Consider the following 13,797-nt stretch of genomic DNA (forward strand, 5'->3'; position numbering starts at 1 on the left):
ACCAGGTATATTCTATGGCATCAATCAAACCATTCAGGGCAATAAGGCCCAACCCGCTGTACGCAACCAGCTTGATACAAACGTCTCCGCAGGTGCAATCCGTAGCAGGCGATTCGCACGACGCCGACGGCTTGCCGGTGTTGAAAATAGCCTTAGAAATAGGGGCCCGTCACCGCCCCGAAACACCGGAAGGGCAGGCGAGGGCTTACGAGGATATCAGGCATTCGTTGATTGAACTTGTGAAGCAAGGCCTGCTGCAACCAAATGAAAAACCTGCCTTGTATGTTTACGAGGTGACACATAAAACCTATCGCCAAACCGCAATATGGGCACTGACTGCCCTTGAAGATTACACCAATGGGACTATTAAAACTCATGAGCTTACTTTCGCTGATAGTGTGCGCCGTATCAAAAATTACCGGAAAAATACAGGCCTTGAAGGCAGCCCGATATTAATGACTTATGCGCCGGGTGTCACCATTAACCGCATCATAGCAGAGACGATGGCCGCCGGACATAACAAAACATCAATAAGTAATCACGAAGTAGTACATACGTTGTGGCGGATAGAGGATGAGGCAATATTGCATGAATTGGTTTCGGCATTTGCCAAAGTAGAAAAGGTGTACCTGGCAGACGGGCACCACAGACTCGAATCTGCTTACCAATTGGCAAATGAGCAGCGCGCAAATAACGAAACCGTATGGGGTACCATAGGTACACTTTATATGGCTACCGACCAACTACGAATTCAGGAGTTTGACAGGGTTGTTTTTTCGGACCACCCAATAAATAAGGCCCATTTACTTGAAAAAATAGGGAAAGGCTTTGAGGTCATCGGTTTGGAAGAGCCGGTACTGCTCCGTGAGTTTAACCGGATAGGTATGTGGACAGGGGATGAATGGTTTCAGCTTACACCGAAAAATGTACCGGACGGTAATTTCGCCTCGCGGCTTGATGCGTCGATATTACAGCATCAATTGCTGTCGCCAGTATTTGGAATTTCGGATCCGGTAAACGATAAGCGGCTTAAGTGTGTAGGGGGAGCCGGGGCGCTAACCGAAATTAAAGCATTATTGCACGATAACGCCGGCGCTGTTGCCTTCACACTTTGTCCTTTAAGTATCGGTCAGCTGATCCACGTGGCGGATGTCGGCGAGATTTTGCCGCCAAAATCGACATGGATAGACCCGAAGGTACCGTATGGCCTCTTGTTGTATCAACATTGATGCAATCAAACATGCTTATTAACAATAGTTTAAAGAAAAAAATTATCTGTACGATTACAAATAAAAACCAACAGTAGCTATTTTTTGTTATGCAAGTGAAATGTTAAACTTATAACAATGCTACTGCTAATCCTGATTTCTTTTAGCCTTTTGGTTATTCTTATTGCCTTATTCACAGCTAAACTCAATGCAAAAGTTCCGTGCGACCACCATTGGATCGAAGAGGGGAACAAAATCCGGTGCACCAAATGCTATCGTGCAACAACAAGAGTTGTTAACACCCAGACTGACGAAAGGAACCTGTCGACGCCACTAATTACTACCTCTAAGGGTGTCCCGTTAGCCTATGACGAAGCTGATGAAGTCATGGAAGATGCTTTGCTTGCTGATTAGCCGTTAAAAAATCCTTGATAAAAAAGCCGCCTGAAATAACTTTCAAGCGGCTTGGTTCACAAAGGCAGATAATATATGATGGTCAGGCAGCCATTAATTGTTTGCTGGTTGCCTGGTTATTCTTGTTTTGTGCTGACCTGAAGTTTTTCAAATCTTGTTCGAGCAATGCTTTGAGTTCGATATCCAGAGACTTTATTGTTACGGTGGTTTGTGTTGAATTTTTCATGGTTTTAGTTGTTTAGTTGTATAGCCTATTGAAAATATTGTGCCATTGTCCCCATCCCTGCAAATTTTGATAAAAACGCTATTCTCTTTATTTAAGGTGTCTGTTTTTTTATACAGCGCGTTCGGGCTTTTGAACGGATTAGGCTAGTATTAGGGCAACATTGCGTATTTACACTATATAAAATACCGTGTTTTAACGTAGGTATCCATAATTATTTATATGGATATTTATATGATAAAACCTAAAATCTATGGCAACAGATCCAACAACTAAGCAAGACACATTTTATGTAGGGCTGTGTATGGCGGGTGCTGTATCGGCAGGGGCCTATACAGCAGGCGTAATGGACTACCTGATTGAGGCGCTTACCGAATGGGAAAAACGCCGCGGACAACCGGGCGTACCTACTCATAAAGTGCAGATACCGGTAATGGGCGGAGCATCGGCCGGCGGCATGACCAGCGTGATGGGAGCATCGGCAATGAACAACCCGTTAACGCCAATAGACAAGCCTGCTGCCGACCTGCTTGCGGAGCACCCGGAAAATAAGTTATATCATTCCTGGGTCGACCTTACAGGTGTGGATATGTTCGCTAAAATGCTGGATACTTCGGACATTAAGCCTGGCGGCGTGCTTTCGGCACTTAATTCGAGTTTTATAGACCCCATCGCTAAGCGTGTTGTTGATGCTGATCCCGCAAAATGGCAGCCTTTGCCTGCTTTTATCACACCGGGATTGAAAGTGTTTACTACATTGAGCAATCTGCAGGGCTTTGATTATAATATCCCATTTAAATCGGCCAACAGTACCGGCAAAAGCAAGTACATTATGGCCATCCATAACGATTATGCTTGCTTCCAATTGACTGAAGGCAACATCGACGGCCCGAATGGTGGCTGGATACCGCTCAACCTGAAAAATAAAACCAATACAGACATAGCAGCGGCTGCAGCTATGGCTACCGGCGCATTCCCGGTGGGACTGCAATCGCGTATCGTAACGCGCGATGCACAGTATGTCAATAATAACCAATGGCTAAAGGGGTATCTTAAACAAAACCTGCTGCCCGACGGCAAATATCAGACATTGAATGTAGACGGCGGCCTTATAAACAACGAACCCTTTGACAAAGTGCGCGATGTACTGAGTGATGTGACCGGGCAGGACAGTCCGGATGACTACAATAACTTTAATAAATTTCAATCCACGGTGTTGATGATAGAGCCGTTCCCCACATCGGCGCCACCAATCATAGCCCTTTCGACAGCATTGCCGAATGTTATCAGTAATACGCTGGGCACCATGCTTAAACAGATGCGTGCAAAACCAATAAACCTGGAAAATGCGATGGACGACGATTGTGCCGGTCAATACCTTATCACCCCGGCACGGATAGTTAAAGGCCCGGATGGCAAAGAGGTTGAATTGGCGGGTGACCTGGCAATAGCCTGCGGAGCGCTTGGCGGTTTCGGCGGCTTTATTAATAAAGAGTTTAGGGTGCATGATTATTTCCTGGGGCGATATAACTGCAAGATATTCCTTCGCGATTATTTTACCATCCCTGCTGAAAACCTGGATAAGAACCCAATATTTGCAACAGGCTATGCAAACGCCAATAAAGACGATTTTAAATCGACAAAGGATGACAGCTACCAGATCATCCCGATTTTCGCAGATGCGACGAACTATACTTTCCCCGATTTTAAATTCAGTTCCGGAACTAACTGGCCTACTTTAAAAGAAAGCGATATTGATAAATACAGATCGGCAATAAAAGGACGGATACAGGCTGCGGTGCTTAATATAACCGAATTTAACTGGCTTACCAGGGGGCTGCTTTGGATAGGGGCTAAAGTCGTTATCAATGGTAAATTGTCGGATAAGATCATCGGGACGATAAAGAGCGAATTCCAAAAATGGAAATTGCTTCCCTAAACGATTTCGATCGGGCTTAAAATACCGTGTTTTCACCCTTTGATTGCTGACCGGAAGTGTGCTAATTTTATCAAAGGGTAAAAAGCCTTCTCTGTTCAGCATATACAGTTCTTATTGCCATGATAAACCTTAAAAAAAATTTGGTGCCGTGCATAGCGTTATTGCTTTGCGCCACGCTGCTTTGGGCCTGTAAAAATTGCGGCTGCGGTTACGAAAAATGCCTCATCGTATCGGATATTCATTTACAGTTGGATAATGATTCTACCGGCTATAGCAAAGACCCTAGCCTGGGCCTTGTGCAAGCCGTGGTAAAAAAGATGCATGAGGTATTGCCCGCACCTAAGTTCATCATCATCGCAGGCGATTTTGTCGGGCACGAAGTGCATGACGGGCAGAAGGCAGCAATTATTGACAAAGTTGCCCAGGTATTTCATGCAACCTTTGATAGTAAAATACCCATCATACCGGTGTTCGGCAATAACGACAGCGATGGTGGTGATTACGTAAAACAATCGCCCGCTTTTTTAAGCGCCTTTGCGCGGTCGTGGAATTTAAGTACTATCGGTGTAGATACCGCTGAGTTCGTAAAAACAGGCGGATATTATGCCACTTCTATCAAAGGGGACAACTTCCCTAACATGAATTTCATCGCGCTGAACAGCACGCTGGTCAGCGATAATTCGCATCGTTATAAAGGTAAGGACTCCCTGGTTACTTATAAGGATGGAGTTTCTATGCTTCAATGGCTCAATAGTTCCCTTTCCAGGGACTCAACCAAAAAATCATGGATCATTTATCATATGCCGCCCGGTGATGATACTTATAAGATCGTAGCCAACCAATCTAAGCCAGCTGACAAGCGACGGACCGATACTCTGATGTGGAGCGCAGGATACACCACCACATTTGATAGTATTATGGCCGTTAATAGTAGTCATATCGCATTTGGTATAGCGGGGCACACCCATCGCAATAGTTTCCTGGTATTTAGCAATGTCGCGGGGACTCCGGTTGCATACACGCGCGTTGTGTCATCTGTCAGCCCGAATTATGGTAATAATCCTTCTTTTGAGGTAGCTGACTTTGACCCTAAAACCGGGCAGGTTACTGGCGAAAAAACTTATGCGCTCAATATTGCCAATGTGAAAACTTCGGCTGATCTGGCCGTTGCTACATGGACCAATAAATACAGCATTAATACTGTGGCGGGGTTACAAAAGGTGAACAGCAATACCCTTTACGATTTTGCGAAGAAGAACAACAGTGATACTTCTATGCTCGACTCGAAGTTTATTTACTTTTACAATTCAGGTGCGCGCAGCAGCGATCCCAATAACCTGACTCTGAATAATTATCCAATTTATTTTCAAAATAGCTTGATGCAGGCAAAATAGGCGGGCTTTACAGCAGCAGGCTTCTATGTTAAATATGCTATTCAGCATATTCCGGCGGAAATTTTTTTCTGTCATCGTCCGTCATATACCTCACTTTCTACCAGCTGCGTTAGCACATTTTTAAGCGCAGCTTCGCGCGCCCACTGTTGTTCGGATGCGCCGGCATCCTCGCGGTACCACTTAATGGGCTCGTTTATTTCGATACGTGTTTTGTAAACGAAGCCTTTTTTAGGATGCATTTTTGTTCCTTCATAGCTGTTAAGTCCATCCGCTCGGATCATCTTCGCAAAGTTTTTCAGGCTGATGTCCAATTGCAGGCAATCGTCGAGTGAGTTTTTAAAGTCCTGTTTGTCTTCCAGCCAAAGGGTTAGGAAATCGCCATTGATCTCGTGGTCGGCGATGCTGATTCGGCTATAATCGTAGTCGACAGACATAACGAGCCACCATAGCTCGTCTTTGAGTTTTTGAGTTAGTTTTATCATTATTGATTTATTAGTTTACTTGTTCATTGTTGAAGACGGGGTATTATCTGAAGCGGGGCACCCAATTAGGAAAATGCTTTTGTATCTCAGTGATATAGTCTCGATGCTTGGCGCAGGCGGCCAGGTAAGCCTGGTATCTCAGTGATTTTTCGTTATTGTTTGGGCGGCTTTCGGACATGCCCGGTTGCGTCCGCAGAGCAGAATAGATCAGGTGCATTTTGATAAGGTATTAGTAGATAAGGTTTAGGTTCTCTTTTATTTCCTGTTAATAAGTAATAGTGTTCAAGGCGATTTTAAATATTTAGCAGTATAAAATTCCGTTCTCTGTAAATTCTTTAGTCGCCATCCTTGCTTTTATTTAAAAATGTTTTACTTTCGTAGTGAATTACAAAACAAATATAAAGATATATCTGTATTATTGTAAGAAAATATAGTAAAAAAGTTATCCACATTATGGAAGAACAAGCCAAATCAAACAAAGTAAAACGGGTTCGGCCTGAAACACTGGAGTTTATAATTCTTTACAACCAGCTGCGGGGGAGGGCTTTTAAAGGGAATACGGAACTTGCCGAGGTGCTTGGTTTTAATTCGCCGGCATCTATTACGGAAATAATAAAGAGCAGGCAAAACATTGACCCCGATAAGCTACAGATTTTTAAAGAAAAATATAAAGAATTTATCGCTGTCAAAAAGACTCCTGTTATAAACCAAACGGCGAGCGCTTTTGAAGGCATACCTATGTATGAGGTAGTTGCAACAGCATCCGGTGTGGAGGTTTATAAAGATATTAACGATACCACGCCCATCGGGCACATGAATTTCCCGGGTATCGAGGATTGTGATTTTGCATTGCCCGTTTGGGGGCATAGCATGTACCCCTACCTGGAGAACGGCTGCTGGGTAGCCCTGAAGGTGATACACGACAGAAAGATATTACCGGGCGAGGTGTACTATATTGAATGGGGCGACTATCGTATGTATAAACGATTGCTTGCCGGCGATAACGAGGATGAAGTGATAGCCCATAGCGATAATGTTACCGAAATGATAGGCAACCGTCTTAAGTACGCGCCCTTTGTAATTAAACTGGAAGAGATAAAGAAATTATGCCTGGTAAAGGACATTCATAAAAAACATAATCATTAAGTGGGCGCTTAGTTAATTGGCGATCAGAGATTATTGGAAGTACAATTAATTAGCATCATTTCTCGCAAACAAATATTATATTTATATAAGTGAATCCCCTAAAGTTGAGAACTATTAATTTGAAGATCAACCGCCTGCAGCATATCGGTATACCGGTTACCGATCTGAAGGTATCGGTGGCGTTTTATAAACGGCTGGGTTTTGCTGATGTTATGACGGCTGGGTTCGATTATAATGGCCACCGGGGTAAATGTATAATGATGCGGTTGAAAGACATCACCATCGAGCTATATCAGCTGCCAGAAATAGAGCTGCCTGAGATCCGCAGCCGGAAAAACGGACATATCGACCATATTGCATTTGATGTGGATGATATTGAGCAAACTTACGCCGTACTCAAAAATGCAGGATTCGATATCCGTGAGCCTGCGCCAGTGTTCCTGGCGTTCTGGAAAAAAGGTTGCCGGTATTTTAATATCCTCGGTCCGGATGGGGAAAGGCTGGAGTTTAACCAGGTGTTGTAAGCGACGGTTCAATAATTGGATCTGGTAAGTTTGAAAAAATGCCTTTAACATACCGCTTACACTGAATATCTAGAAAAAGCCTAAATTGCAACGAGCTAAATCTTTTTTATGATATCTGAATCCGAAGGGCTGCACCAATATAAACTCCACCCAAAATTTGTACGCAGCATTAAACTGAAGTCCGTAGTGCTGGTAATTGTTATTTGGGCGTTTTTATATTTACTTGGCACTTTAACTGATAGCTTGAATCAGGTAAAAGACAAGGATGTTTCGCCAGCTCTAGTTCCATGGATAAACTTCTTCGCAGTTTTACTGCTGTGTGTTATCTCTATTGTTATTATCTATTTCACTGTCGGCTCTAAATATAAAGGGTACATTGTAATGATGAATGACAAAGTTATAGGCAAAACTAATTACAGAAACGAAAACAAGATAATAGAATTTAAGCAGATCATGCATGCCATAAAAACATACAGAGGGAGTCTGTTTGTTTATGACTCAAAGAAAACGGTTATTGTAATACCTTATGAGATAGACGGGTATGACGAACTGGAAAAGGTGATCTCAGAAAAGTCGCCCGTAACCATTGCGGGACCGTATTCTATTTATCAAAAGTATAGCTATGTAACTATCTTTCTGTTTATTGCTTTGCTGTTAACAATGCTCACCTCAACAAATAAACTGCTTGAAAGCACCATTGCCTTTTTGCTTATTGGCGGCGTAATACTGGCATTTAAGTCGGGATATGAAAAAGTAAAGCCTCATCAGACCGTTGTTAGTAAAAGGATGCCGATAGTTGCCATGGTTTTCATCGCTATTATCCTGATACTCCTTGCCCAAAAATTGCTGGAAAAGTGAAACTGAAACTCAACTAAGTGGCTGTGGCAAGCTCCTTAGTGCAAAGCATAATCAAGCAATAGCTCCTCTTTCACTTTATTCATGTCCTGTTCCATGCGGGCATATACCTGCTCATAATGGGCGCACATATCAAAAACAGCGCAGGCATAGGCCCCTTGTAGTTGTTCTTTTTCTGAATCATTACATTTTTTTAGCTTGTCGCCCATGTCCAGCACTTTTAGGTAATGCCTGTGGGAGATTGCATTGGCTGCCAGTATATCCCGGTACGTGAACCCAATATTGAAATATAACCCCGCAAGGTTGTATTTCCAGTTTTCACTATTCAGTTCTTCCATCGTTTTAGAAAGCTTGACCATTTCCTGGTTAAGAAATGAAAGGCTGCTTTCGCTTCGTGTGTCGTTCCAGTTCTTCCAGTACCTTACGGTATTTTGAATTAGGGTCATGCGTTCTCCGGTCATGAAATAGAAATTTTCACCCACTTCAGTTTTTCGGGTACGAAATTTCTGGCGCAATTCATGCTGGTGCTTCCGGCGATCATTAACAAAGCTGAATAAGCCCGTCATCAGTTGTGACAGTATAGCGCCTGCAAGCCCGGCAAATGCGCTTAACGCGATCAGTGTATTATGTTCGGTCATCTTCGAAAAAATTAAATTATTTAATTGATGAGCCGGTTTAGAGGATCAAATTTACTAAAAATTTTAGTAAAAGTTAAAAGTCGATCTAAAAAATCTTTTGTAGAAAATTTGAACAGAAATGAAGAATGCGTGGCGGTATAACAAGTAGGTCCGACCAAAACTTTTTAACAAAAGTTCCGCCGGACCATTCTAAATACAACCAACTATATTAAACCTTTCTTTTCAGGCTAATTCAGGTTTACTGCTGATTGCGCTTTGCACGTACAGGACAACTGCCATTCCAACCATCGACAATAGCCAGCCAAAAGCTACCTGCCGCCCCAGCATACTTATACGTTCCTCGGTAATGCGGAGCGACCGGCCGGCAACTACTATGTAACCTTTTGCATGTAAAGACACCGTTGCCTGCCTGATACCGGACCGGGGTTGCCAGGTTACTGCTGTCATGCCATTAAAGCGGGCGTTGTCAAGCAGACCCCGGGGGACTTTCAGCGCCCGCCCATCCAGCGTTGCGTTGCTGGCCGCCAGGCCGCCATCGGTACCATAAATGGCAAGGAAGGGCGAAAGAGTTTGTGAAAGTTCGATAACAGGGGTAGAGCCGATCACTGTTTTAGGATCAATGCCTTTGCTAATGGCATTAGCCGCATCTTCCGCCAGCGCAAACTGCGGATCGTTGGCCGACTGGCGGTAACCCTGCTGCACGGTAATGTAAATGATAACGCATACAAGCGATATGGCTGCCGCATAAGCAAACCAGCTTTTGAGTACAGGGGCAGTTTTTCTGATGACTTGAACCATAGCTATGGTGTTTTATAAAAGTACTTTGATATTCAAAGTAAAGAAGAAAAACTGAACAAAGCAAGAGAAATTTTTAAGAATAAAAAATTGCCGGATGCGAGATAACTTTTTGTATTAAATGAGTAACCAGTCACGTCACCATTAAGTAACAAATGATCAGATATTGTAATAGCAGGGCTTTCGCCAGCTCTAAAACATAAACCTTAACATATTATGACCGATCTCATAAATTACCTCCGTGCCCGCCACGCATGGCGTCACGCAGTATATCATATACTTACTCTTTCCCTTATATTGTTTTTGTCTTTCTCCGGCGGTTTGAAAGGTGGCGGCCCCTGCAATGCAGGTATCGTATTCCTTATATATTGTTGCCCGTTATTTATAGTTAATATCGTATTAATCTTCATAAGTGCCGCTAAGCTCATAATTAAAGGCGCTGACTATAGATTTGTATTCTTTATTAACCTTTCTGTGTTTGCAACAGGCGCAATTTCGGGCATCCTAATGTCATAATCGGATATTTTTATAAACCCGGTTTTCAATCGAAGCTCATTTATATAATTTAGCTTCATGAACATTCGCCCAGCCACATTAGCCGATGTCTCCGGTATAATGAAATTGATAGCCGAAGTGGTGCCCGTTATGAATGCCGCTGGCAATTTTCAGTGGGACAGCACTTACCCTAATGCCGCTGTATTTGAAAAAGATATTAAACTTGAGCGGCTTTGGGTTGCCGATGCTGAAGGCGACATAGCAGGGGTATCTGCCATCACCACCGAGCAGGAGCCCGAATATGCAGAAGTTGGCTGGGATATAAATGAAATTGCCATTGTTACACACCGCCTTGCGGTGAGCACCCGTTACCAGGGGCAGGGTGTAGCCGCGAAACTTATGCAGCAAGCCGAAGAAGAAGCCCTAAAGCGCGGCATCAAAAACCTGAGGGTAGATACAAATGTGGCCAATGCTGCAACACAGCGCCTTTTCCCGAAGCTGGGTTATGTTTTTGCCGGCGAGATAGGTTTGGGCTTTCGGCCGGGACTAAGATTCTATTGTTATGAAAAGAGGCTAAATACCCTTTTGTAAGTAACGTTAAAACACGTGTTGGTTTATTGAGAATATTACGATAGCTTTAGTTGCATTTCATCTAACCCTTTGAGATAATGGAGCCTAAGCAAATAAGCCCCGCCAAAACAATCGACGAGGTAATAGCCACACTGGAAGATATTATAGCTGAAAGCATTAATAATAAAAGCAGGCTGGGCTATTTCGCTGCGTTATACCTGAAGGTAACCAAGGCTGTAAAGGAAGGGATAGAGGCAGGCCAGTTTAATGATGGCAGGCAACTTGGCGAACTCGATGTAATGTTTGCCAATCGCTACCTTGACGCATATTGCAAATGGCAAAAGGGCCAGCTGCCCACAAATTCGTGGGTAGTAGCTTTTAAGCAGGCCGAACGCTCGTCGGTATTGGTATTACAGCAATTGCTGCTTGGCATGAATGCACATATCAACCTCGATCTTGGCATAGCGGCTGCTGATCTTTGCAGCGACAAGCCAATAGCTATTTTAAAATCGGACTTTGACGCCATTAATCTTATTATCGCATCGTTAACTAACCAGGTGTTAAATGAACTTGGGCAGGTCTCGCCGTTGCTCTCGTTACTTGGGCTGCATGCCTCCAACAGTAATTTTACGCTTATCCAGTTTAGTATTGACAATGCCCGCGATGGCGCCTGGTGTTTTGCCGAAGATCTTTCACAAAAAACAGGAAGTGAGCGGGAACAATTTATAGTGCAGCGCGATGAAACTATCAAAAAGCTCGCCGAAAGCCTGGTACTGACAAAAGGGTTTGCCCGATTTACTATTTGGATCATCCATCTTTTCGAGGTGGGTAATGTGCGGAAAGTTATCAATATATTAAACGGGTACAGGAAGCAAAAAATAGTCATAAACAAGTGAAACCCCGTTAAAAACCGAAAACCCGGACTGTTGCAGTGCCGGGCTTCCGATGAAATTAAATTTACCTTATTTCTTTGGTGGTTTTTTCGAAGTGTCCTTCTTCATCGTGGTGTCTTTTTTCATTTTGTGCTTACTGGTGTCCTGTTTCATAACAGGTCCGGTCGCCGCAAATGCCCCTAAAGTAAATGTTGATAAAATCAACGCTGCAAATAACTTTTTCATAGTGTTTTATTAAGTTAATCAATTAGACAATTAAAAAAGCAACACGATAATTTTATTAATGTTTTGAGAAATTTAATTTCAATCAGAGAAATTTTTTGTTTAGGGATTTAAATTGCTGAATTTCAATAACAAAAATGTTACAAATAAATAGCCGGTTTTGAGTTCGGTCTAAGGGTATGACCTTTTCACTTGTATGTAAATGAAAGGTTTGTGCCTCGTTGCCTCGGATGTAAAATTATTGTTCTTCAGACAGGTAAATCATTCCGGTTTTTCTATTTTTACCAGATAACCGCAAAACATTTACTTATGAAAAAACTACTTATCGTTCCTGCAATGCTTGTTGCATGCAGCAGCCTGCTGGCACAAACCAATAATGAATTGACCGCTAAAGAAAAGAAGCAGGGATGGCACTTACTATTCGATGGAAAAACCACCACGGGCTGGCATACTTTTCACAAAACAACAGCAGGGCCAGGGTGGACAGTGAACGATGGCGTACTACAGCTGGATCCGGCAGTTAAAGACGATAGGGGCGATATTGTTACCGATGGGGAGTATGAAAATTTTGAGCTTTCGATAGACTGGAACATATCCGAAGAAGGAAATAGCGGGATCATTTTTTTGGTGAATGAAGATAAGCAATATGATGCCACCTACCTTACCGGACCGGAATACCAGTTGCTCGACGATAAAAAGGCTGAAGATAACAAACAGCAAAATCACCTGGCCGGGTCACTTTATGATATCATAGCCCCGGCAAAGGAAGTTGAAAATCCAGCCGGCGAGTGGAACCATACCGTAATACGTATGAAAAACGGCGAACTTACGTTCTGGCTCAACGGTACGCAAACTGTAAAAACACATTTATGGGATGCTAACTGGCCGGCGCTTGTAGCCAAAAGCAAATTCAAAAACTGGAAAGGCTTTGCTGCCTATCATAAAGGCCATATAGCCTTGCAGGACCATGGGCATCACATTTCGTTCCGGAATGTTAAAATACGCCAGTTATAACATCTATCGCTCATTACTTATTAGTAAAACCTGTAACAATACCGCCGCAACAGCGTATAAATACTTTAGTGTAAGTTAATATTCAGCAAGTTGAAAAAGTTTTTATACGTTTTGTTTGCGGCGGCCATTTTTGCTAGCTGCAAAAAGGATACAAGTACGGTTGTGAATATCACGCCTGCCGACCTTTCCCATATCAACGCCCAGCTTAAAGGTATTTGGCTATTCCCTATGGAAAGCCAAAAGATAGTGGACGCCACAGGCAAAACCCTTGCGCCTTTACAGTTTGTTGCTTCGCCCGCGCTGCAGTTCGATGGGTTTTCTCACGTAACCATTTTCCAGGATATTCAAACTAAGATCGAAGGTTCCTACACGCTTAGCACCACTAATGGATTTGTATACCTGGATGTTACGGAGCCGGATGGCACCGATATAAACTACCAGGTGCTATTTGCAGATGGACAAACACTGAAACTTATAGCAAGCGAACCCTATATTTATTATTCAAACAGCGAGCCGGTATCTGCGCAAAGCATATCAAATATTTTGTTGAAAAAACAAACCGGTGCAGATGTTAACGGGAATATTGTAAGAGTAGTGGTTCAAAGCGATTCATCCGCTACGTACAGTGTTATCGTTGCTGTGCGCCATGCCGCATCAACAGCCCCTGCCGATACTTCAGTCATACTAAGCAACAGGGCAGATATGAAAGGCACATTTACCTACGAATTTGTAGGTAAACCCGGCGACCAGCTTTCAATTGACGTTGGTGGCGACTATACCAAAACTTCATTTTACGCCTTCTATAATGGCATACCAATGGCCGGCAATATCGGCTATGATTATGAAGAGATAAAGACCACCACAGGCTGGATGGTGCCGTAAAACGCCGGGTTGGACCGTTGTTAAGAAAATTCCAAAAAATTCTGTAACCTATTGACTGTGTTCACGTAGAAGAATGGCAGAGGAGGCTTTTTTTTCGCCCGTG

15 protein-coding genes are annotated in these 13,797 nt (G+C 43.2%); 10 read left to right on the forward strand and 5 right to left on the reverse strand.

Features of this window, described 5'->3' with window-relative positions; all coding sequences use genetic code 11:
• Window positions 1–14 precede the first annotated feature (14 nt).
• Window positions 15–1,229, forward strand: coding sequence for a DUF1015 family protein (locus tag VL525_RS05615; RefSeq protein ID WP_325384231.1), 1,215 nt, complete (start codon window positions 15–17; stop codon window positions 1,227–1,229).
• A gap of 475 nt (window positions 1,230–1,704) precedes the next feature.
• Here VL525_RS05615 and VL525_RS05620 read toward each other — a convergent pair whose 3' ends face one another.
• Window positions 1,705–1,848 carry a hypothetical protein gene (locus VL525_RS05620; RefSeq protein ID WP_325384233.1) on the reverse strand — a complete coding sequence of 48 codons (144 nt, stop codon included), beginning with the start codon at window positions 1,846–1,848 and terminating at the stop codon, window positions 1,705–1,707.
• A 250-nt stretch (window positions 1,849–2,098) separates the two neighbouring features.
• Between VL525_RS05620 and VL525_RS05625 the strand changes: the two genes are divergently transcribed.
• Both VL525_RS05625 and VL525_RS05630 read left to right on the forward strand, forming a co-directional pair.
• Complete coding sequence (locus VL525_RS05625; RefSeq protein WP_325384235.1) at window positions 2,099–3,784, forward strand: patatin-like phospholipase family protein; 1,686 nt, start codon at window positions 2,099–2,101, stop codon at window positions 3,782–3,784.
• A 119-nt stretch (window positions 3,785–3,903) separates the two neighbouring features.
• Window positions 3,904–5,178: a metallophosphoesterase gene (locus tag VL525_RS05630; RefSeq protein WP_325384237.1), complete on the forward strand. Its 1,275-nt coding sequence runs from the start codon at window positions 3,904–3,906 to the stop codon at window positions 5,176–5,178.
• 71 nt (window positions 5,179–5,249) lie between these two features.
• Here VL525_RS05630 and VL525_RS05635 read toward each other — a convergent pair whose 3' ends face one another.
• A complete protein-coding gene (locus VL525_RS05635) occupies window positions 5,250–5,660 on the reverse strand; it encodes a hypothetical protein (RefSeq protein WP_325384239.1) in 411 nt (136 codons plus the stop codon).
• 453 nt (window positions 5,661–6,113) lie between these two features.
• Here VL525_RS05635 and VL525_RS05640 point away from each other — a divergent pair, with 453 nt between their 5' ends.
• The 3 genes from VL525_RS05640 to VL525_RS05650 all read left to right on the forward strand — a co-directional run bounded on the left by VL525_RS05640 (window position 6,114) and on the right by VL525_RS05650 (window position 8,188).
• The gene (locus tag VL525_RS05640; protein WP_325384241.1) at window positions 6,114–6,806 is read left to right on the forward strand and encodes a S24 family peptidase; all 693 of its coding nucleotides are present in this window, start codon (window positions 6,114–6,116) and stop codon (window positions 6,804–6,806) included.
• Between the two features lie 104 nt (window positions 6,807–6,910).
• Entirely contained in the window at window positions 6,911–7,330 is a 420-nt protein-coding gene (locus tag VL525_RS05645) for a VOC family protein (protein ID WP_325384243.1), read from the forward strand.
• A 108-nt stretch (window positions 7,331–7,438) separates the two neighbouring features.
• Window positions 7,439–8,188 (forward strand): hypothetical protein, encoded by a 750-nt coding sequence (locus VL525_RS05650; protein WP_325384245.1) that lies wholly within the window; start codon window positions 7,439–7,441, stop codon window positions 8,186–8,188.
• Between the two features lie 35 nt (window positions 8,189–8,223).
• Here the strand turns inward: VL525_RS05650 and VL525_RS05655 are convergent, their stop codons facing one another.
• A complete protein-coding gene (locus tag VL525_RS05655) occupies window positions 8,224–8,823 on the reverse strand; it encodes a hypothetical protein (protein WP_325384247.1) in 600 nt (199 codons plus the stop codon).
• 222 nt (window positions 8,824–9,045) lie between these two features.
• The gene (locus VL525_RS05660; protein WP_325384249.1) at window positions 9,046–9,621 is read right to left on the reverse strand and encodes a hypothetical protein; all 576 of its coding nucleotides are present in this window, start codon (window positions 9,619–9,621) and stop codon (window positions 9,046–9,048) included.
• A 570-nt stretch (window positions 9,622–10,191) separates the two neighbouring features.
• Here VL525_RS05660 and VL525_RS05665 point away from each other — a divergent pair.
• Window positions 10,192–10,704, forward strand: a complete 513-nt coding sequence (locus VL525_RS05665) for a GNAT family N-acetyltransferase (RefSeq protein WP_325384251.1) — start codon at window positions 10,192–10,194, stop codon at window positions 10,702–10,704.
• A 77-nt stretch (window positions 10,705–10,781) separates the two neighbouring features.
• The gene (locus VL525_RS05670) at window positions 10,782–11,579 is read left to right on the forward strand and encodes a DUF5995 family protein (RefSeq protein ID WP_325384253.1); all 798 of its coding nucleotides are present in this window, start codon (window positions 10,782–10,784) and stop codon (window positions 11,577–11,579) included.
• A gap of 66 nt (window positions 11,580–11,645) precedes the next feature.
• Here the strand turns inward: VL525_RS05670 and VL525_RS05675 are convergent, their stop codons facing one another.
• Complete coding sequence (locus VL525_RS05675) at window positions 11,646–11,801, reverse strand: hypothetical protein (RefSeq protein ID WP_187359615.1); 156 nt, start codon at window positions 11,799–11,801, stop codon at window positions 11,646–11,648.
• A gap of 306 nt (window positions 11,802–12,107) precedes the next feature.
• Between VL525_RS05675 and VL525_RS05680 the strand changes: the two genes are divergently transcribed.
• On the forward strand, window positions 12,108–12,812 hold the full coding sequence (locus VL525_RS05680; RefSeq protein WP_325384256.1) for a DUF1080 domain-containing protein: 705 nt from the start codon (window positions 12,108–12,110) through the stop codon (window positions 12,810–12,812).
• Window positions 12,813–12,902: 90 nt separating this feature from the next.
• Window positions 12,903–13,694, forward strand: a complete 792-nt coding sequence (locus VL525_RS05685) for a hypothetical protein (RefSeq protein ID WP_325384258.1) — start codon at window positions 12,903–12,905, stop codon at window positions 13,692–13,694.
• The last annotated feature ends 103 nt before the right edge of the window (window positions 13,695–13,797 follow it).

Source organism: Mucilaginibacter sp. (assembly GCF_035492695.1).
In the GTDB taxonomy this organism is placed as follows: Bacteria; Bacteroidota; Bacteroidia; order Sphingobacteriales; family Sphingobacteriaceae; genus Mucilaginibacter.